This is a genomic window from Breoghania sp. (assembly GCF_963674635.1).
GTDB lineage: Bacteria > Pseudomonadota > Alphaproteobacteria > Rhizobiales > Stappiaceae > Breoghania.
Genome location: NZ_OY771475.1, coordinates 4328843 through 4348002 on the forward strand (window position 1 = coordinate 4328843; position 19160 = coordinate 4348002).

The following is a 19160-nucleotide window of genomic DNA, read 5'->3' on the forward strand; positions in this document are numbered from 1 at the left end:
GGACAGATGGATCAGTTTACAATCAATTTGCTGTTCGTGGGCGGTTCTTTTGCGCTCTACATCGGTATTGCTATCTGGGCCCGCGCGGGCTCGACTTCCGAATTCTATGCTGCCGGACGGGGCGTTAATCCAGTCCTCAACGGCATGGCGACCGCCGCGGACTGGATGTCTGCGGCCTCCTTCATCTCCATGGCCGGCCTGATCGCCTTCACCGGTTATGACAACTCCACCTACCTCATGGGCTGGACAGGCGGCTTTGTGCTGCTGGCACTGCTGCTCGCGCCCTACCTGCGCAAGTTTGGCAAATACACGGTTTCCGAATTCATCGGCGACCGCTTCTACAGCCAGACAGCCCGCATCGTGGCCGTCATTTGCCTGGTCGTTGCCTCGACCACCTACGTGATCGGCCAGATGACCGGCGTCGGCGTCGCCTTCGGTCGCTTCCTGGAAGTCGACAATACCACCGGCCTGCTGATTGGCGCCTGTGTGGTGTTCGCCTATGCGGTGTTCGGCGGCATGAAGGGCGTGACCTACACCCAGGTCGCACAGTATGTGGTGCTGATCACCGCCTACACGATCCCTGCGGTTTTCATCTCGCTGCAGCTCACCGGTAACCCGATCCCGGGTCTCGGTCTGTTCGGAACGGACGTGGCTAGCGGCGAACCGCTGCTGGCCAAGCTCGATCAGGTGGTGACCGAACTCGGCTTTGCCTCCTATACCGCTCACCATGGTGATACTCTCGACATGGTGCTGTTCACCCTGTCGCTGATGATCGGCACCGCCGGCCTGCCGCATGTGATCATGCGCTTCTTCACGGTGCCGAAGGTGTCCGACGCTCGCTGGTCCGCCGGCTGGGCGCTGGTCTTCATCGCCCTGCTCTACATCACGGCCCCGGCGGTCGGTGCAATGGCGCGTCTGAACATCACCGACATGATGTGGCCGAATGGCACGAACGGAGAAGCGGTCTCCGTCGAGATGATCGAGAACGACGCCCGCTACGACTGGATGGAAACCTGGCAGCAGACCGGTCTCCTCGGCTGGGAAGACAAGAACGGTGACGGCCGGATCCAGTACTACAACGACAAGTCCGAGGCCATGCAGGCCAAGGCGGCGGAGAACGGCTGGAAGGGCAACGAGCTCACCAACTTCAACCGTGACATCCTCGTCCTGGCCAACCCGGAAATCGCCAACCTGCCCGGTTGGGTGATCGGTCTGATCGCCGCGGGCGGGCTGGCCGCCGCGCTGTCGACCGCCGCAGGCCTGCTGCTGGCGATCTCTTCGGCCGTGTCCCACGATCTTATCAAGGGCGCGATCAATCCGGGTATCACGGAAAAGGGCGAACTCCTGTCCGCCCGGATCGCCATGGCGGTCGCCATCGCGGTTGCCACCTATCTGGGGCTCAATCCTCCAGGCTTTGCGGCACAGACAGTGGCGCTCGCCTTCGGGCTGGCGGCGGCGTCTATCTTCCCGGCGCTGATGATGGGAATCTTCTCGACCCGCATCAACAACACGGGCGCTGTCGCGGGCATGCTGGCAGGCCTGACCGTTACCCTTGTCTACATTTTCCTGCACAAGGGCTGGTTCTTCATTCCGGGCACAAACAGCTTCACGGATGCAGACCCGCTGCTCGGCACGATCAAGTCGACGTCGTTCGGAGCAATCGGAGCCGTGGTCAACTTTACGGTGGCCTACGTTGTCGCCGGAATGACCAAGGATACGCCGCAAGCGATCAAGGAGCTCGTCGCGAGCGTCCGTATCCCGCGCGGCGCAGGTGTTGCTCAGGAACACTGAGGCTGAAACATCTGGATGAACTGTCCTGCCCGGTTTGACCGGGCAGGATCACTTCGTTTTAGCAGGGCCTGAAGCATGCTCCCGAGTTTCGAGCAAATCCTCCGGTTGCTTTCGACCGTCCATCCGTATGACACACTGCCGCCCGAGCAGCAGGCCGAACTCGCCGGCAAACTGGGCGTGCTGGATTTCCATGAGGATACCGTTGTCTATGAATACGGCGACGAACTTCCGGGCCTGTTTCTGATTTTTGAAGGGTCGGTCGAGGTTGCGGACGGCCACGGCGTCACCGTCAGTCATCTCGGACCACGCAATTCCTTCGGTGAACGCGGGCTCTTTCAAAACGGGCTGGCGGTCACAACTGCACGGGCGGACAAGGGCACCGTCCTGCTGGTGCTGCCGCGAGAAGTCGTGAACAGCCTAATCGCGGATTTTCGGATCTTTGCCCGCTTTTTCGATCGATCGAACCGGTCGCAAGCGCGTCCCAACGACATTGCGACGAGCCTCGCGGAAACGCTGATGGCAACCGATCCAATTACTTGCTCTCCCGAGGCGACAGTGCGGCAGGTCGCCAGCACCATGCGCGACAGGCGCGTCTCCTCTTTGTGCGTCACGGACCCTTCCGATGTTCTTGTTGGGATTGTCACGACGCGGGACCTTGCGGGAAAGGTGCTGGCTGAAGGACTTTCGCCTGACACCCCCGTCGCAGCGGTGATGAGTTCTCATCCCGTGACGCTTGCGCCCAATGCTCTCGGGTCGGATGTGCTGCATCTGATGATGGAACACCGCATCGGACATCTGCCGATCGTTGAGAAAGGGCGGCCGGTCGGCATGATCACTCAGTCCGATCTGACCCGCTTCCAGGCCGTCAGTTCCGCAAGTCTGGTGAGCGAAATTGCTCAGGCGGGCTCGGCAGACGAGATGGCGAAGGTGACCGCCGGAATACCCGGATTGCTGGTGCAGCTTGTGGCCGGCGGCTCCCGGCACGACGTGGTCACGCGTCTGATCACCGACATTGCCGACGCATCGACGCGCCGCCTTCTGGCACTCGCGGAGAAGGAACTCGGTCCGCCACCGGTGCCCTACCTTTGGCTGGCCTGTGGGTCTCAGGGGCGGCAGGAGCAGACCGGCGTGAGCGATCAGGACAATTGCCTGTTTCTGGACGACACGGTGAGCGACGCGGACCGGGAGGGGTATTTCGCAGAACTTGCAAAGTTCGTTTCCGAAGGACTGAACTCCTGCGGCTACGTCTTTTGCCCGGGCGACATGATGGCGACCAATCCGCGCTGGTGTCAGCCGGTCCGCGTCTGGAAAGGCTATTTCCAGGGCTGGATCGACAAACCGGATCCCGAGGCGCAGATGCTGAGTTCGGTCATGTTCGACCTGCGCCCGATCGGGGGGCATCGGCCCCTGTTTGAGGATCTGCAGGAAGCGACGCTCAGGGCGGCAAGCGCAAATTCCATCTTCGTGGCACATCTGATCGGCAATTCGCTCAAGCACGCTCCGCCTCTGAACCTGTTGCGCGGTTTGGCGACGATCCGCTCTGGAGAACACAAGAACACTCTGGACATGAAGCTTCAGGGCGTCGTGCCGATTGTCGATCTGGCTCGCATTCATGCCTTGCAGGGCAGGATCGGTGCGGTCAATACCCGGGCGAGGTTGATCGAAGCGCGTGAAACCGGGCAGCTGAGCCAATCGGGGGCGAGTGATCTGCTTGATGCCTACGATCTGATCGCCGAAACCCGACTGCTGCACCAGTCCGCGCAAATCAAGCAGGGGCTGCGGCCCGACAACTTTCTGCAGCCGTCGTCTCTCTCGGACTTCGAGCGAAGTCATCTCAGGGATGCTTTCGTCCTCGTCAAGACAATGCAGTCGGCAATCGGGCACGGACGGAGCGTGTTGGGGTGAACCAGAAGGAGCATGAAGTGCAGGGCAGGGAGGACATCACTGCGGCCCCCGGCACGGGAGACGCTGAATGCTGATGGAGCTGATTGCGGCGCTTGTTGCCGGGGTCGCCGCGGCCGGAGTGGTGATGCTGGTGAACAGGGCGGTCGGCGGGCGTTTGCCCCGCTGGCTCGCACTCGCTGCCGCCGGGTTGGGGATGATCGCAACCGCAATCTTCAACGAATATGACTGGTATTCCCGAACGAGCGGCGGTTTGCCCGATACCCTTGTCGTTGCACAGACCGTTGAGGGGCGGGCGGTATACCGGCCCTGGACCTACCTTTGGCCGATCATTGAACGGTTCGCAGCTGTCGATACAGCCTCAGTGCGACATCATTCAGGGCAACAGGGCCTGAAGCTCGCCGATGTCTTTTTCTTCGGGCGTTGGTCACCTGTCAGCCATGTGAGCGTGCTGGCGGACTGCGCGGGGCTCAGACGCGCCATACTCGATGACGGGGCGACCTTCGAGGCGAATGGCGAGATCCGGGGGGCAGACTGGGTTGAAGTGGCGGCGGACGATCCGCTTGCCGGCACGATCTGCGGTACGAAATGATGCTGCTTGGGCTCAATTTGCGTTTGCGTATCTTTCTGTTGTTTGCAGGCGTAGCCGCCGCCTGTGTGGGACTAGTCGCGGCATCGCTCTATCTGGGCTATTTCAGGGCCGGCGAAGCCGATAGGGGCGCGGGGTTTCTCTTCGCCGGCGTCCTGTCGGGCTTCGGTATTCTTGCGGTCACCGCAGGGGTCTGGCTGTTGTTTGACGAAAACGTCGCCAAGCCCATCGAGCGCATGGCAGCCGCGCTGCGGGTGCGTGCGCACACCGATGCCGATGTCAGCCTGGACACGCATCAGGCGCGTTATCTTGGCGACCTGTCTCCGGCAATTGAAGCCGTAGCCGGGCAGCTGTCCAAGGTGTCGGCCGAAGCCGAGGACGTTCTGGCGATGAAGATCGCCAACCTGATGGCGGAAAGGGAGCACCTGGCCCTTCTTCTGACCGAGATTCCGGTGGCCATCGTGCTGGTGAGCCCGGCTCATCGGATCGTGCTCTACGATGGGCAGGCTGCGGATGTTCTGGGGCAGGTGCGCGTTCCAAGACTGAACGCGTCCATCTTTGAGTATTTCAATGAGGCGGAACTCAGGGCTGCCTGTCAGGAACTTTCAGAAAAGCGCACCGAGGCGATCGTCAAGGTTCGTTGTGCCCGGGGAGATCTGACTTTCGAACTCCGCTTGAAGCGCCTCAGCAAGGCGTCCGGATACATGATCCTGATCGAGGCGGCTCAAGCGCGCATTTCGCCGGAATCCGCACGCCCGCTGATCTACGATTTCGACCTCAGCGAACACGAGGGAGAGCACGAGATCGAGACAAGGCCGATCGAGGACCTGACCTTCGTCGTCTTTGATACGGAGACCACGGGATTGACGCCGCATAAGGACGAACTGGTCCAGATCGGTGCCGTTCGTGTGGTCAAGGGGAAGGTCATTGAAGGCGAATATCTCGACATGTACATCAATCCGGGCCGCAGCATTCCGCCGGCCTCGACCAGGGTCCACGGCATCACCGACGATATGGTTGCAGATGCGCCGGATGCGGCTGCGGCCGTGTGCAGATTTCACGAATTTGCAGGCGACGCGGTGATCGTCGCCCATAATGCCCCCTTCGACATGGCGTTTTTGAACCGGCACGGCAAGTCGCTCGGCCTGGATTGGGATCATCCGATCCTCGACACGGTACTCCTGTCCGCCGTTGTGTTCGGAGATGGCGAAAAGCACACGCTGGATGCTCTTTGTGAGCGGCTCGGCATAACGGTGCCTGAAGAAAGAAGGCACACGGCTCTGGGCGATGCGCAGGTCACCGCCGAGGCGCTTTGCAGGATGCTGCCAATCCTGTCGTCACGGGGATATCGCACGTTTTCGCAGGTCATAGAGCAGACCAGGCGACACGGCAGGCTGCTTAAAGATCTGAACTGAGAATTCCGAAGACAGTCATCTTGCGAAAAGCGGCAACGGAACCCGGCTTTTGCGAGGCGGATATCCAAACCCATGATCGGGCCTCGGCTTTCCCTTTCTGAAATCCGATCCCGTTCCGAAATCATGGACTTCGTTCCAGTCGACCCCGATGTGCCCCAGGGGCCCGGGTATGTCCTGCGTGGTCGCGGGTTGTATCGTCCCGCCCTTTTCCCAGGCGCCAATGTTGCAGTTCAGGCTCGCCTGGTCACTTGCGTAGGCAGCTGACGTTGCCCCCCAGGCTTGGACCGCCGGATGATGGAAATTTCCGGCTTTCATCACGATGACGGGCTGGCTGCACCACTGGGAAACTGCATGGCAGTTGGAGGCTAATGGTGCGCGATAGTCGTCGCACGTAGCGCACCACGTTCGAATGCAGGTCTGTCTCTTTGGGGAAAGAAGTTGGTAGCGAAGGAAGGATGCGAACCCCCGGCACACGGATTATGATAAAGCCTTAAATATCAATAATTTAGACGCAGTCCGACCCGCGTTGCTTCACAGATCGATTGAACGTGTTCAGAAAAGGGTCGCCAAACTTTTGCAAGGACTTTCAAAGCGGCGCATTCAAGCCCACCGGCAAATGCCCCCCATTGCAACCCAATTGCCGACGACCACATGGCGTGATTATGCAAGCCGAAATCATTTCTCCGGGCGGCGCAAAATCCCCGCGTCAACTGCCGCCTTTTCTAGATCATCCCCTAGTTGAATAACTCTATCAATTGCGTCCTCATGCAAAATCCATAGCTCTTTGTCTGCTGCCCGATTTCCTACTCCGTACCTAGTCCAATTTTCGGCACGCTTGGCCATCTCATCAGAAATCCTCTGTAGGCGCTTCGCTGCAGTATCACTTTTGCGCCATAGGTCATCAAGCTTAGGGCTATTGAATATGCTAGTCTCTTCATCTTCACGCTTCATCGGCACGGCGGCCTCCCTTGTCTTGCGCTACATTCAGCACCAAGTCGTGCAATTCCGCGATCTGGGCGTTCAGCTTGACGATTGTTTCTTTGGCCTCAACAGCTCTCATTACAACTTCTTGTGGCAATATTTTTTGCCCTCGCCCAAGGCTTACTATAAGCGCTAGCGAGCGCCGCAAGCCCTCCTTGCCAAACTTGCCGTAGATAATTTCATCGAGCTTTTCAGCAGCCACCATACCGCATGTCTCACGAAGCGCCTGACGATATACACTAAGTTCCCTCATACTCCGTTCAACGCTATCTGCTGTAACACTAAGCCCAGCGTCGATACCTTCAATGTCCGCGGAAGTTCCGTTGCCTTCTGCTATTCGATCAAGAAACTGACGCGCACCCTTAGGTGAAAATGCGAGTGCATCTAAATTTCTGGCCGCGCTCCTAGATCGGTGAGAACGTAGCTCGCCAGAAACGACTTTGTGGCCATCTTGTACCAATGCTGCCAACTCACGAAGGCAAGCAACCAACTCGCGCAAGCCTTTGGCAAAATCTGTCACGGAACCGGGAATTGCAAGGAATGCACCACCTTCTCCATCGGACTTGCTCATTTGCCCCTCTCTCGTGATTTGGAAGTTGTTTAGTGTACTTCGCGATCAAATCTCTGAAGAAAAAAATTCGCGGTTAAAAGCACTATATGTAGCCTAAATGTACTGTCTTCTTCACCGGATAGGCCGGGATGAGACCCCTGCGGATGCAAGCGCGCCATAAGGCCGTTGATGAACCCCACTCCATTGTCACCCCATTCGTTGAGGGCGCGATCAAGTAATGGCGGGGACAAATTGGCTAAGTGGCTACGGCGCTCTTGGCCGGGCTTCTTGCTCGCAGCAGCACCGTCGCTTTTGACCGCGAGTTCATCAAACAAACTTTCCATGAAGGAACGGATCTGACTGTTGGCCGCCGCCCAATTGCCAGCGGCATGGTTTTTTAGCGCCTGATCGAGGTGTCCCTTCGCGACGACCAGCCCGTGCTTGTCTAAGAGCCTCACCAAGTCCGCCTCGATTGCCGGCAAACCAACATCAGATGGCAATTCTCGTCGTAGCTCCCCGTCGGAAATAACGAAGCCATCTTGACCCAATGCATGCCTCAAACGGTCAAATTCTGGTCGCGAATGTGGCACGGAGAACCAAGGATATTCCAGCTCCAGTGCAGGTAAAAGCCGAATAGCTCGTTCGACCAACTCATTTTCAATTATATTCCCGTCAACCTGACTAAGAGGATTTCGATCTATGAACTTCTTAAGCTCCACCATACGAATTTTTGCACTACCGCATTCAGGGAGATGTTGATATATTTCCGACCCAAAATCTATAAACAGCGAGCTTATTTCTGCTTTCGTCAGTTTAATTTCCAGAACATCAATTGCGGAAATTACAGTTCTTCGAGAAAACAAAGAACGTTTTGCCTCGGGCATGGGGCCAAAATATCTCTCCACAAGTGAGTTCGCGTTCACTTCGAGAAAACGACGAGCCTGAATATCGGTAAGCGGAACAAACTCAGTGACAACCCCGTCGTGGTCGGCAACCACCTCAAAAAAGACTCCGGAAGATGTGCGATAGAGCCGCCACCAAGCATCCGACAATTCATGCCTGTGGCTACCAGTTGCGATATTTTCCGCCGTCTCGGTGTCGTAGACGACACCTCCAATAATTTTTTTCAAAGCCAATCCAATCGAAACCACCCCAAACCATACCCTAACACGCGGATTTTTCGATCTTAATTTCTGCGTCATGAAACGACGCCTGACACCCAAGACCATCGATGCGCTGCCGCCTGCCGTCAACAAGCGGTATGAGGTGCTCGACCAATTGCTGCCCGGCTTGCACCTGCGTGTGTCGGGCACAGGCGGGAAGGTGTTCTACATCTCCACGCGCGTCAACGGGCGTATGAAGCGGAACAGGTTCGGAGCATGGCTCGTTTGGACTCTGCACGAGGCGCGGAGAGCATCGCAAATCGCATTCGCGCGATGGGGCAATTCATTATGCAGAGTAAGGAAGAAATTTGGTAGCGGAGGAGGGACTTGAACCCCCGACACGCGGATTATGATTCCGCTGCTCTAACCAGCTGAGCTACTCCGCCATCCAGCGCCGCTGTGCCTTCGAAAAGAAGAGGTGGGCGCGTCGTGGCCGCCGGGTGAACCGACGGTGTGGTGCATATACGGGAGCCACGCTTTGCCTGTCAAGCGTCGGGTTGAATTGAAAGCAAGTTGTTCACGACATGCCCGCCGGGACCGCGCGGTCATGCCTCAATGCTTATATGAGCAGGCCCGTGAAAACCGCCCTTGCGAGGCAGAGAGCCTGCGGCAATTGCGTTTCCGCGCGGAAGGAAACGAGCGGCGGAAACCGGCGAGAGGCGACATTCCCGCAGCTTTTTTGGGGGGGCACTGCATGGAGGCGGGAAGGGGAGGGGGCGTCAGGGCCGGTCCCGCCCGGCTCCGGATGTGTGCCGCCTCAAAGCTCGGGCTTCTTGAAGGTCATCATCGTGAAGAGACCGAAGGGCGGGATGCTGCTGTCTTCTTCCAGCACCAGATTGGTGTGGCCAAGGACGCGTTCCTTCGCGAAGACGGGGTTCCAGCCCACCTTGTCCGCATAACGCGCCAGCCAGGTCTCGGCGCGGGCGCGCAGGCCCTCTTCGGCGGAAAAGTGGTTTACCAGGATCACGTGGCCGCCCGGCCGGGTGACACGCTCCAGTTCCTTCATCACCTTGACCGGATCCGGCACGACGGTGATCACGTACATGGCGATGGCCACGTCGAAGGAGGCGTCGGGAAAGGCGAGATTGCCCGCATCCATCGCCAGAAGGCCGTCGACATTTTCCAGCCCCCCGCCACGCACACGGCTTTCCGCCTTGGCGAGCATGGCTTCCGACAGGTCGATGCCGGTGACCTTCAGGTGTTTGCCGTAATGCGGCAGGGCCATGCCTGTTCCAACGCCGGCTTCCAGAACCGAGCCGGTAAACTCGTTGACGCGCTTCACGCCTGCGCGGCGGCCCCAGTAAAGCGGTGCACGGAACACCATGTCGTAGATGGGGGCCCAGCGCGCATAGGCGGCGCGGATGGCGGCGTCATCGAGCCCGCCATTGCGGTCGTCGATGGTGTGCTTCAGGCGCTGGCCCAATTTGCGGAGCCTGTCGGGCAGTGTCTCGCTTCTCATCATCCGTGCGCTGTCACCTCCGGTTCCTCGGTTAAGGCGGCAAGAGCTTCTTCCGCCTCGCGGGCGCGCTCTGTCCGGTCGATCCAGCCGCCGCCGAACACCCGCGCCGCATCGCCGTCGCTGTCATAAAAGACGCAGGCCTGACCCGGCGCGATGCCATGTTCGCCGCCATCGAGCTCAACCACGATATCGTCGCCTTCGCGCAGCAGGCGGGCCTCGCGCGGCGGGCGCGTGGAGCGCACCTTGGCGAAGATCTCGATGCCTTCCGCGGGCAGGGTCTCAAGCGGCGTGTCGCCCAGCCAGTTGACGTCGCGCAGGTGAATGCGGTGGGTCATCAGCGCCTCGCGCGGACCGACAATCACGCGGCTGCGTTCGGCATCGAGGTGGACCACATAGAGAGGCTCGCCCGCGGCAACGCCGATGCCGCGGCGCTGGCCGATCGTGTAGTTGATGATGCCATCGTGATGCCCGAGCACACGCCCGTCCACGTGAACGATCTCGCCCTTTTCCGCAGCCCCCGGCTTCAGCTTGTTGATGAGATCGGTATAGCGGCCTTGCGGGACGAAGCAGATGTCCTGGCTGTCATGCTTGTCGGCGATCTCAAGCCCCAGTTCGCGGGCAAGGTCGCGGGTTTCCGGCTTCGTCATGCCGCCCAGCGGAAAGCGCAGAAAATCGAGCTGCTCCGGGGTGGTTGCGAAGAGGAAATAGCTCTGGTCGCGCTCCAGGTCGACCGGACGGAACATGGCGCGGCGGCCATCGAAGAGGCGCGTGCGCACGTAGTGGCCGGTCGCCAGAACGTCGGCATTCAGTTCGCGGGCGGTGTCCAGCAGGTCGTGGAACTTGACCGTCTGGTTGCAGGCCACGCAAGGGATCGGGGTTTCGCCCGCGATATAGCTGGCGGCGAAGGGATCGATCACGGCCTCGCGAAAGCGCTGCTCGTAATCGAGCACGTAATGGGGGATTCCGATGGTCTCGGCGACGCGGCGGGCATCGTGAATGTCCTGACCGGCGCAGCACGCCCCCTTGCGGTGGATCGCTTCGCCGTGGTCGTAAAGCTGCAGCGTTACGCCGACGACGTCATATCCCTGTCGCTTGAGGAGGCCGGCAACGACCGAACTGTCGACGCCGCCGGACATTGCAACGACGACGCGCGTATCTTCTGGCCGGCCGGGAAGATCCAGGCTGTTCAGCATCCGTGGCCACTCCATGGGTTTTCGGCCGGTTAACGAAAGCCGCCTCTTGGCGGCGCGACGCAGCTGGCGATCTGTGCTGGCGCTCGTCTGATCGTTCCAGGCGCGAGTGTGCGCATATGCCGTCTATTTAGGAAAAGTCGGGGTTTTCTCAATAGGGGCGGCTTGTTTGGGCGCACTATACTCAAAGTCAGCCGCCGCGCCAATTGGGTCCTGAGGTACCCGGCAAGCTTTGCCTGCTTGGGAAAAGTTTGCCCCTCCACGGCTTGAATTTTCCGCTTCATCCCGCATCAAATCCGCAGAAAACGGCCAATTTTCGGTTTGGCCCCTGGCTTGCTTGAAGGGGGGAGGTCATTCCGTTCGTGCCAGCTGCGACCGGAGATGGAGTGTGAGGTTGCCGTGCTGACATTTGAAACCATGATGTCGATCGATCCTGCCATGGGCGGTTTTGCGTCCAGTGCGGGGGTGTCCGGGTTTGGCGCAGCCGCAAGCGGCAATCCGCAGGCGGCCTCGGGTCAATTCGCAGCCCAGCTTTCCGGCGTGATGTCGAATGAGGGCGCGGCCACCGGCAATGCGGGCCAATCTGGGGCTGCGGCGATTGCAGCCGATGGGGCGGCCAATTCCGGAAAGAGCGCAGCTACAGGCTTCGGGATCACGCTGCAACTGAGCGATGAGGCTGAGGGGCTGGCAACGCCTGAAACGGCTTTCGTACAGGCGGTGCTTCAGTCCGCTGACGTCGCTGTCGATCCGGCGACGGGCGAGGTGGCTGACGACGGCGAGGAGCCGGCAGAAGGCGAGACCTCGGATGAGGTTCTGGCAGCGGCGCTTGCGTCCGGGCTTGCCGTGACACCCGAGGTGACCGTTCCCGCCCCTGTCGAGGGTGAGGCTGGCATCGTCACTGTGGCGGATGATGACGGCGCGGGTGTCGATCCGCTCGCGGCCGGCAAGGCTGGTGCGGCGGATGCCGAGGGCGAGCTGGAGTTGCCGACGTTCTTTCCCTCTGTGAACCGCGCGGCCCGCGGGAAGGCCGCTGATGGAGGTTCCGTTGGTGATGGCGAAAAACCGCTTGTGAACGGCGCGCAGGGCAATGCCGGTCCGGCCAAGGCCGAGGCGAAGGCCGCGCTGACGGCGCTGTCGGCGGATGAGGTCGCAGCCGCGACCAACGCCGCAACCAATGGCGCGACGGATGGCGAAACGGATCTGGAAGCGGCCCTGCGTGCGCTCCTGTCGGATCGCAAGGGGGATGCCGTTCGCCAGTCATCCGGAGCGACCCCGGCTAGTGACCAGGCGGCTGTCGATGGACGGCAAGCTGCCGCGGCCGATGGCGGGGATGATCTGGCCGCCCGCGCGCAGAAGCGTCTTGTCGGTGGTATGGAGACGGCAAGTTCTGGCACGGTTGACGATGAGGCTCTGGACGAGGCGCTCATTTCCTTGAAGGCGACGCGCGCAAATGTCAGTGCGACGACGTCGAATGCCGGCGCAAATGCTGCTGAGGCTGATGACAGCGCGCTCGGCGCCGCCGCCGCCAAGGCCGTTCAACGCATCGCCGGCGGGCAGGCTGGTGAGGGCGATGGCGAAGCGGCCGTTGGGGATGCGCCTGACAGCGATCCGGCAGATGAGCCGGTGTTGATGCGTCCGAAAGGCGCAATGCCGCGCACCGATGAACAGGCGGCCGCCAAACTCGCCACCGGCAAGGTGGCCACGTCCAGCGATCGGCTGGCCGGTGAAGGCGATCCGCGGATTGCCAATTTTTCCTCCGCCACCGATGTGAGCGACGAGGGCGAAGTTTCGCTCAAGGGCGCTGACAAGAATGCGGCGGCGCGCCCGAACGCAGGGGCGAATGCGAATGCCGGGCCGCATAAGCAGTCGGAGGCGCTCGTGTCGATGGCCGCAATGGCGGGCGCCGCCACGCACGCCAATGTCGACGGGGACGAAACCAAGTCTCTAGACCCAATGATGCTTGGCGCCACGCTCGACCCCGCGGCGACGAATTCCCGCGCGATGGACACGCAGGCGGCGCGACTTGCCCAGACCGCTCAGGGAACCGGCTCCGCCCTGCCGACGGCCATGGTCGCGGCTGAGATTGCGCGCAACGCCCAGCGCGGCGTGAGCCGGTTCGAGATCCGCCTTGATCCGCCAGAACTGGGACGGGTCGATGTCCATCTGAAGATCAATGACGACGGCAAGGTCCAGGCGCATCTGGTGGTGGAGCGGCGCGATACGCTCGACATGTTCATGCGCGACCAGCGCGGCATGGAACGTGCGCTTGAAAATGCCGGGCTGAAGACGAATGCCGATGGCGGCCTTCAGTTCTCCCTGAAGGATCAGGGACAGAGTTTTGCCGGCAGGGACGGCAATCAGAACGGGAACGGGACGCAGGCCGCAGGCCTGAACAAGGAGGCGGCCGGGGGCGAGGCCGCCGAGGCGACGCTGATGCCCGAGCGCATTTCGGCCTATAGCCGAAATGGCGTCAACGGCGTCGATATCAGGATCTAGTTCGTGCGGAGCCCGCAGGACGGGCGCGCGCGCATGAGGAGTTAGTGCGATGGTTGAAGCAGTATCGGGTTCGTCCTCTGCAGGTTACGGCGCGGCGTCGACAACCACGAATGCCTTGTCCGCCAATTACCAAATGTTCCTGTCGCTGCTGACGTCACAGCTCAAGGCGCAGGATCCGCTCGATCCGCTGAAGGCAGACGAGTTCACCAACCAGCTCGTTCAGTACTCTTCGGTCGAACAGCAGATCAAGATGAACAGCAGTCTGGACGCGCTGATTGCGAAGACGGATGCGGCGAATGCCTCCAACCTTGTGAGCTACATTGGCAAGCGGGTTTCGGCTGAGGGTACGCAGAGTGTTCTGACCGATGGCTATGCCACGTGGGAGTTCAAGTCCCCGGCTGCCGCCGAAGACGCGGTCGTCACGATCCGCAATTCGGCTGGTGTGATCGTCTATAAGGACAAGATCGATCTGTCCAAGGGAACCGGTGCTTATGTGTGGGACGGGCGCATGGACAGGGGCGGCACGGCCGCGGACGGCACCTACTCGATCTCATTCGAGGCGAAGGATGCTGCTGGCAAGAACGTGAGTGTGAAGACAGAGGCGTCCGGTGTGGTGGACAGCATCGATTTTAGCGGTGCGGAGCCGGTCCTGAAAATGGGCGATCTGTCTGTCCCGCTGTCTACCGTGACCTCGGTGACCGCGGCGATTTAGGAATCGGCCTTCCCGGCTGGAGGGAATCGGCCTTCGCGGCAGAAGCGAAGTCGGCAAATTTGTCTGCAACCTGTTTACCCTGCCCGTTAACCGGGCGGGGTTTTGTGCTTTGGGGATGGGGTATCGGGTTCTTGCGAACAGCGCCTGTGTCGAAAGGTAGGTGTGCAATTGCTGGCTGTTTTCAGCCGTATTTTAGTGAATTTCCGGCTGCTGCTATTGGCCTTCGGTGACCCTGAAGAACAGTAGGGCAAACTCTTACCGAATTGTTGCTAATGGCTTAGGTAAATTTTAAATCCAGTCCGATATCGTCAGGGCGTGTCTGAGGCGTTTTCCGTTCAACTTGGTGTTTTCAAGGCGTCGGGGATCGTCCGGAAATATTTGTTGAGGTTAGGATCTCAATTCGCTCGGAAGCGAACGAAAAGGATCTTGCTTCGCTGGTCACGTTTAGTGTGAGAGTACGATGACCGAACAAGTGCGTTCTAGGGTCAAATACGTTATTGGGCCCGATGGCAGCCCGCTTACGGTGGCAGACTTGCCTCCGACCACGACCAAACGATGGGTTATTCGCCGCAAGGCCGAAGTCGTCGCTGCGGTTCGTGGAGGGTTGTTGTCGCTGGATGAGGCCTGTCAGCGCTATACCCTGACGGTCGAGGAGTTCCTGTCCTGGCAGAGCTCGATCGACAAGCACGGGCTTGCGGGGCTGCGAGCCACGCGCGTTCAGCAATACCGGCCTTGACGGGCAGGCATCCTGGGATGCCCCGCCCCGAATGAGCCGCAAGAAGATTGGGCAATCCATCCGGTTTGCCCACTCAAGTTAATGCGGGCCGGTACTACCGGCCCGCTTTTTCCGTTTAAAGAGCTTTTTTAGCCCTGTCATATTTGCGGAAATGGCTTTCTCTGATCCTGTATCGGGAATTAGGCCTATCCGCACTCCTGCGCATCCGATTAACGCGATGGGCTGTTTTTGCCGCTTTTCTGCCAGTTATGTGCGCCCTAAACCGCGGTTATCCAAGGGTGTTAAGGGTTCTTAAGTGTTTCGTTAACCAGTTGTTTACCATGGCGAGGGCAATTTTTGCCTAGCGGGCCGTCTGGAAGGAAATCGCACACCCAGAACCCTCATCCTTTCAGGCGGTCCGTCCAATTTTGCGCAAACAGGTCGATGGGTAGCACTTCGTGAACGGCATGTTCGAATTCCTCCGAGGACTGGGTGCCGGCCGGCTGGCCGCCATGGGTGCTGTCGCCGCCATGCTTATCGGCATGTTCGCGGTCATCATCCTCCGGGTCACCACCCCGACCATGTCTCCGATCTACACCGACCTGACCTTTGACGACTCCTCCGCGATCATCCGCCAGCTGGAAAGCATGGGCGTGCCGTACGAGACGCGCAACGAGGGGGCGGCGATCCTTATCCCGCAGGATCAGGTGCTGCGCATCCGCATGTCTCTTGCAGAGCAGGGGCTGCCGACCGGCGGCTCCGTCGGCTATGAGATTTTCGATCGCACCGATACGCTCGGCAGCACGAGCTTCGTCCAGAACATCAACCAACTGCGTGCGCTGGAAGGCGAACTGGCGCGTACCATCCAGTCGATTTCGCGCGTAACCAGCGCGCGGGTCCATCTGGTGATCCCCAAGCGCGAGCTTTTTCAACGCGACCGCGAACCCACCACGGCCTCCATTGTCCTGAAAGTCCGCGGCACGCTCGATACCGGACAGATCCGCGCCATTCAGCATCTTGTCGCCACTGCCGTGGAAGGGCTTTCGCCCGAACATGTTTCGATCGTCGACGAACGCGGCGCGCTGCTGGCGAGCGGCGTGGAAGAGGATGTTGAAGGGATGGTCTCCTCGTCCCTTCAGGAGCGCGCGACCAAGGTTGAGGCGCGGCTGCGCCAGCAGGTGGAGGAGATCGTTTCTTCCGTCGTGGGCCCTGGCCGCGCACGGGTTCGCGTCGCCGCCGATCTCGATTTCAATCGCGTCACGGAAACCTCCGAGACCTATGATCCCGATGGTCAGGTTGTGCGGTCGAGCCAGTCGCGCGAAGAGAGCTCTTCCAGCACGTCCCAGGAAGGCGGTGTGACGGCCGGCAACCAGTTGCCGAATGCCGAGGTCAACCAGAATGGGGGCGGCGATCGCGAAAACTCCGCGGTCACGGACGAGACCATCAACTACGAGATCTCGCGCTCGACCCGGACCACCGTGGTCGAAGCCGGGGCGGTCAAGCGTCTTTCCGTCGCCGTTCTGGTCGATGGCATCTACCAGACGAATGATCAAGGCGACCTGGTCTACACGGAGCGCGCCCAGGAGGAGCTGGACCGGATCGCCACGCTTGTGCGCTCGGCGGTCGGTTACGACCAGACCCGCGGCGATCAGGTTGAGGTGGTCAATCTGCGTTTTGCCCAGGGGCCGGTTGCCGAGTTGCCCTCCAGCGAGCCTGGGCTTTTCGATTTCACCAAGGATGACATTCTCTACTTTGCCGAACTGGGTGTGATCATCGTCATCTCGCTTCTGTCCCTGCTCTTCGTGGTTCGCCCGCTGGTTCGCAAGGTTGTTGGCGAAGAGGAGAAAAAGGATCAGGACGCGCTTGCCGGCGGTGAGCAGCAGATGATGATCGGCGCCGATGGTCTCCCTGTCCCGATGACGGGAGAAGGCGGCGAAGGAGAGGATGAGGACAAGGGGCTTCAGTGGCTTCTCGACGCCCAGCAAGCTGGCAAGGACCATATCAAGTCGGTCGAGAAAGTTGGTGAGATCGTCAGCGAATACCCGAATGAAGCCGTCTCCATCGTGCGTGGCTGGCTGAACGAGGCCGCTTAAATGGCAATCGGTACCGAACTTCAGGTCGTCGACGACCAAAATGAGCGTACCCTCGACGGGGCGGAGCGCGCTGCGGTGCTGTTGCTCGCGCTCGGCGAGGAACACGGTCGCCACATTTGGGAGCGTCTTGACGAGATCGAGGTTCGGCAGGTCTCAGCTGCGATGTCCAAGCTCGGGCCGATCACGCCGAAGATGCTTGAGGGGCTGATGGGCGAATTCGTCCACAAGCTGACCTCCACCGGTGCGCTGACGGGCAATGTGGATGCGACCGAACGGCTGCTCGGCACCTTCCTGCCGGACGATCGGGTGGCCCTTATCATGGAGGAAATCCGCGGTCCGGCCGGTCGCAACATGTGGGAGAAGCTCTCCAACGTTCAGGAGAACGTTCTCGCCAACTATCTGAAGAACGAGTACCCGCAGACGGTTGCGGTGGTGATGTCGAAAATCCGTTCCGACCATGCCGCGCGTGTTCTGTCCATCCTGCCGGAGGAATTCGCGCTTGAGGTGGTGAACCGCATGCTACGCATGGAGGCGGTTCAGAAGGATGTTCTGGAGAAGGTGGAGCAGACGCTGCGCGTGGAGTTCATGTCGAACCTCTCGCATACCAGCCGGCGTGACTCGCATGAGCTGATGGCGGACATCTTCAACAATTTCGACCGGCAGACCGAAGCCCGGTTCCTGGCGGCGCTGGAAGAGGAAAGCCGGGAATCTGCGGAGCGCATCAAGACGCTGATGTTCACCTTCGACGACCTCGGCAAGCTCGATGCGGCCAGCGCGCAGACGCTGCTGCGCAACGTGGACAAGGACAAGCTGGCGGTCGCGCTCAAGGGCGCGAACGAGGCGGTACGCGAATTCTTCTTTGGCAACATGACGGCGCGCGCCGCCAAGATGCTGCGTGACGACATGGATGCGCTGGGACCGGTGCGCCTGCGCGATGTTGATGAGGTACAATCTGAAATGGTGAATGTCGCCAAGGATCTGGCTGCGCGCGGCGAGATCATGATCACCAAGAACAAGGGCGACGATGAACTCGTCTATTAGCAGGTCACGCATGAGCAACCCGGCTCGTTTCCTTTTTGACCGCGATTTTGCAGCGCCCGAAGCGCCCGCAAAGGAAAAGGTTGCGAAAACGGAAGAGAAGCCTGCTGAGCCGACCATTCTCAAGTCCGAGCATGATAGGCTGCTCAAGCAGGCGGAACAGAGAGCCTATGAACGGGGAAAGGCGGAGGCGGAGGCGCGGATTGCTGAGGACGGCTTGCATGTGCTGGCCGACGAAGCCTCTAAGCTTGCCACCAATGCGAGCGAGCTTCTGTTGCGTCTCGATGGCGAGCTTGAGGCAATCGAGACGGACAGCGTGGGGCTCGCCTTCCTGATCGCCCGCCGCTTTGCGGCGCATCTGGTGGCGCGGGAGCCGCTGGGCGAGGTGGTGGCTCTGATCTCGGAATGTCTGGGCTCGCTGCGCCGCGCGCCCCATGTGGTGATCCGCGTCCGCGAACGCGACAGCGAGACGCTGAAGGCCCAGGTCGACAAGATCGCCTATGAACGCGGTTTCGAGGGCCGCATCGTGGTCCTCGGCGAACCTGATATCGAACGCGGCGATTGCCGTCTGGAATGGGCCGATGGTGGCCTCATTCGTGACCGCAAGGCGCTGGAGAAACAAATTGAAGCCTCTGTCAGACGCTATTTTGCCGCGCGTCAGCCGGCAGCCGACAGTACGGGAGCGTGATGCATGAGCGACAACGACGAACCTGAATTCGATCCCGGCGGCATGCAGTTCGAGGAACTCGAACCCGGACAGCAGCGGCGCGGCGACGACGACGATGACGCCAACCACCATGCGCGTTCCGCCGCGGATCTGGAGGCCGTCTTCGACGTGCCTGTCCGCGTGGCCGCGGTTCTGGGGCATTCCCGCATGCAGGTCTCCGATCTGCTGAGCCTTTCCTCGGGAACCGTGCTGGAACTCGACCGCAAGGTTGGCGAAGCCATCGATATCTATGTCAATGACCGGCTGGTCGCCCGCGGGGAAGTGGTTCTCGTGGAAGACAAGCTCGGCGTGACCATGACGGAAATCATCAAGACCGACCGTTGACGGCCGGCGACAGGA

The 19160-nt window shown here is 60.3% G+C and carries 16 protein-coding genes and 1 tRNA gene; 11 read left to right on the top strand and 6 right to left on the bottom strand.

Features of this window, described 5'->3' with window-relative positions; genetic code table 11:
* The first annotated feature begins 6 nt into the window (after positions 1-6).
* The 4 genes from ABGM93_RS18725 to ABGM93_RS18740 all read left to right on the top strand — a co-directional run bounded on the left by ABGM93_RS18725 (position 7) and on the right by ABGM93_RS18740 (position 5697).
* The gene (locus ABGM93_RS18725; protein ID WP_321502049.1) at positions 7-1791 is read left to right on the top strand and encodes a sodium:solute symporter family protein; all 1785 of its coding nucleotides are present in this window, start codon (positions 7-9) and stop codon (positions 1789-1791) included.
* 75 nt (positions 1792-1866) lie between these two features.
* A complete protein-coding gene (locus ABGM93_RS18730) occupies positions 1867-3696 on the top strand; it encodes a DUF294 nucleotidyltransferase-like domain-containing protein (RefSeq protein ID WP_321502050.1) in 1830 nt (609 codons plus the stop codon).
* 67 nt (positions 3697-3763) lie between these two features.
* Positions 3764-4285 carry a hypothetical protein gene (locus tag ABGM93_RS18735; protein WP_321502051.1) on the top strand — a complete coding sequence of 174 codons (522 nt, stop codon included), beginning with the start codon at positions 3764-3766 and terminating at the stop codon, positions 4283-4285.
* Positions 4282-5697: an exonuclease domain-containing protein gene (locus tag ABGM93_RS18740; protein WP_321502052.1), complete on the top strand. Its 1416-nt coding sequence runs from the start codon at positions 4282-4284 to the stop codon at positions 5695-5697. Before ABGM93_RS18735 ends, ABGM93_RS18740 begins: the two co-directional genes overlap by 4 nt.
* 675 nt (positions 5698-6372) lie before the next feature.
* Here the strand turns inward: ABGM93_RS18740 and ABGM93_RS18745 are convergent.
* The 6 genes from ABGM93_RS18745 to mnmA all read right to left on the bottom strand — a co-directional run bounded on the left by ABGM93_RS18745 (position 6373) and on the right by mnmA (position 11040).
* Positions 6373-6648 carry a hypothetical protein gene (locus ABGM93_RS18745; RefSeq protein WP_321502053.1) on the bottom strand — a complete coding sequence of 92 codons (276 nt, stop codon included), beginning with the start codon at positions 6646-6648 and terminating at the stop codon, positions 6373-6375.
* On the bottom strand, positions 6638-7249 hold the full coding sequence (locus ABGM93_RS18750) for a hypothetical protein (protein WP_321502054.1): 612 nt from the start codon (positions 7247-7249) through the stop codon (positions 6638-6640). The genes ABGM93_RS18745 and ABGM93_RS18750 overlap by 11 nt, the downstream gene beginning before the upstream one ends.
* A 29-nt stretch (positions 7250-7278) precedes the next feature.
* Entirely contained in the window at positions 7279-8430 is a 1152-nt protein-coding gene (locus ABGM93_RS18755) for a hypothetical protein (protein ID WP_321502055.1), read from the bottom strand.
* Positions 8431-8700: 270 nt separating this feature from the next.
* Positions 8701-8777 (bottom strand) — tRNA-Met (locus tag ABGM93_RS18760).
* Between the two features lie 371 nt (positions 8778-9148).
* A complete protein-coding gene (locus ABGM93_RS18765) occupies positions 9149-9853 on the bottom strand; it encodes a class I SAM-dependent methyltransferase (protein WP_321502058.1) in 705 nt (234 codons plus the stop codon).
* On the bottom strand, positions 9850-11040 hold the full coding sequence (gene mnmA, locus ABGM93_RS18770; RefSeq protein ID WP_321506001.1) for a tRNA 2-thiouridine(34) synthase MnmA: 1191 nt from the start codon (positions 11038-11040) through the stop codon (positions 9850-9852). The genes ABGM93_RS18765 and mnmA overlap by 4 nt, the downstream gene beginning before the upstream one ends.
* 399 nt (positions 11041-11439) lie before the next feature.
* Between mnmA and ABGM93_RS18775 the strand changes: the two genes are divergently transcribed.
* From ABGM93_RS18775 to fliN, 7 genes are all read left to right on the top strand, one after another.
* On the top strand, positions 11440-13536 hold the full coding sequence (locus ABGM93_RS18775; RefSeq protein WP_321502062.1) for a flagellar hook-length control protein FliK: 2097 nt from the start codon (positions 11440-11442) through the stop codon (positions 13534-13536).
* A 49-nt stretch (positions 13537-13585) separates the two neighbouring features.
* Entirely contained in the window at positions 13586-14248 is a 663-nt protein-coding gene (locus ABGM93_RS18780; RefSeq protein WP_321502076.1) for a flagellar hook capping FlgD N-terminal domain-containing protein, read from the top strand.
* Positions 14249-14708: 460 nt separating this feature from the next.
* The gene (locus ABGM93_RS18785; RefSeq protein ID WP_319775391.1) at positions 14709-14984 is read left to right on the top strand and encodes a DUF1153 domain-containing protein; all 276 of its coding nucleotides are present in this window, start codon (positions 14709-14711) and stop codon (positions 14982-14984) included.
* A gap of 446 nt (positions 14985-15430) precedes the next feature.
* Entirely contained in the window at positions 15431-17056 is a 1626-nt protein-coding gene (fliF, locus tag ABGM93_RS18790; RefSeq protein ID WP_321502078.1) for a flagellar basal-body MS-ring/collar protein FliF, read from the top strand.
* Positions 17057-18097 carry a flagellar motor switch protein FliG gene (gene fliG / locus ABGM93_RS18795; protein WP_319775393.1) on the top strand — a complete coding sequence of 347 codons (1041 nt, stop codon included), beginning with the start codon at positions 17057-17059 and terminating at the stop codon, positions 18095-18097.
* Between the two features lie 10 nt (positions 18098-18107).
* Entirely contained in the window at positions 18108-18782 is a 675-nt protein-coding gene (locus ABGM93_RS18800; protein ID WP_321502080.1) for a FliH/SctL family protein, read from the top strand.
* A gap of 42 nt (positions 18783-18824) precedes the next feature.
* Positions 18825-19145: a flagellar motor switch protein FliN gene (gene fliN / locus ABGM93_RS18805; protein ID WP_321506002.1), complete on the top strand. Its 321-nt coding sequence runs from the start codon at positions 18825-18827 to the stop codon at positions 19143-19145.
* Positions 19146-19160 lie beyond the last annotated feature (15 nt).

What these genes read in the sequence shown, in the direction of transcription:
- ABGM93_RS18730 (WP_321502050.1), top strand. Translation starts at nt 1,867, where the DNA reads ATGCTCCCGAGTTTCGAGCAAATCCTCCGGTTGCTTTCGACCGTCCAT.
- ABGM93_RS18750 (WP_321502054.1), bottom strand. Translation starts at nt 7,249, where the DNA reads ATGAGCAAGTCCGATGGAGAAGGTGGTGCATTCCTTGCAATTCCCGGT.
- fliG (WP_319775393.1), top strand. Translation starts at nt 17,057, where the DNA reads ATGGCAATCGGTACCGAACTTCAGGTCGTCGACGACCAAAATGAGCGT.
- ABGM93_RS18740 (WP_321502052.1), top strand. Translation starts at nt 4,282, where the DNA reads ATGATGCTGCTTGGGCTCAATTTGCGTTTGCGTATCTTTCTGTTGTTT.
- ABGM93_RS18755 (WP_321502055.1), bottom strand. Translation starts at nt 8,430, where the DNA reads ATGACGCAGAAATTAAGATCGAAAAATCCGCGTGTTAGGGTATGGTTT.
- ABGM93_RS18765 (WP_321502058.1), bottom strand. Translation starts at nt 9,853, where the DNA reads ATGATGAGAAGCGAGACACTGCCCGACAGGCTCCGCAAATTGGGCCAG.
- fliN (WP_321506002.1), top strand. Translation starts at nt 18,825, where the DNA reads ATGCAGTTCGAGGAACTCGAACCCGGACAGCAGCGGCGCGGCGACGAC.
- ABGM93_RS18745 (WP_321502053.1), bottom strand. Translation starts at nt 6,648, where the DNA reads ATGAAGCGTGAAGATGAAGAGACTAGCATATTCAATAGCCCTAAGCTT.
- ABGM93_RS18800 (WP_321502080.1), top strand. Translation starts at nt 18,108, where the DNA reads ATGAGCAACCCGGCTCGTTTCCTTTTTGACCGCGATTTTGCAGCGCCC.
- ABGM93_RS18780 (WP_321502076.1), top strand. Translation starts at nt 13,586, where the DNA reads ATGGTTGAAGCAGTATCGGGTTCGTCCTCTGCAGGTTACGGCGCGGCG.
- fliF (WP_321502078.1), top strand. Translation starts at nt 15,431, where the DNA reads ATGTTCGAATTCCTCCGAGGACTGGGTGCCGGCCGGCTGGCCGCCATG.
- ABGM93_RS18735 (WP_321502051.1), top strand. Translation starts at nt 3,764, where the DNA reads ATGCTGATGGAGCTGATTGCGGCGCTTGTTGCCGGGGTCGCCGCGGCC.
- ABGM93_RS18725 (WP_321502049.1), top strand. Translation starts at nt 7, where the DNA reads ATGGATCAGTTTACAATCAATTTGCTGTTCGTGGGCGGTTCTTTTGCG.
- ABGM93_RS18785 (WP_319775391.1), top strand. Translation starts at nt 14,709, where the DNA reads ATGACCGAACAAGTGCGTTCTAGGGTCAAATACGTTATTGGGCCCGAT.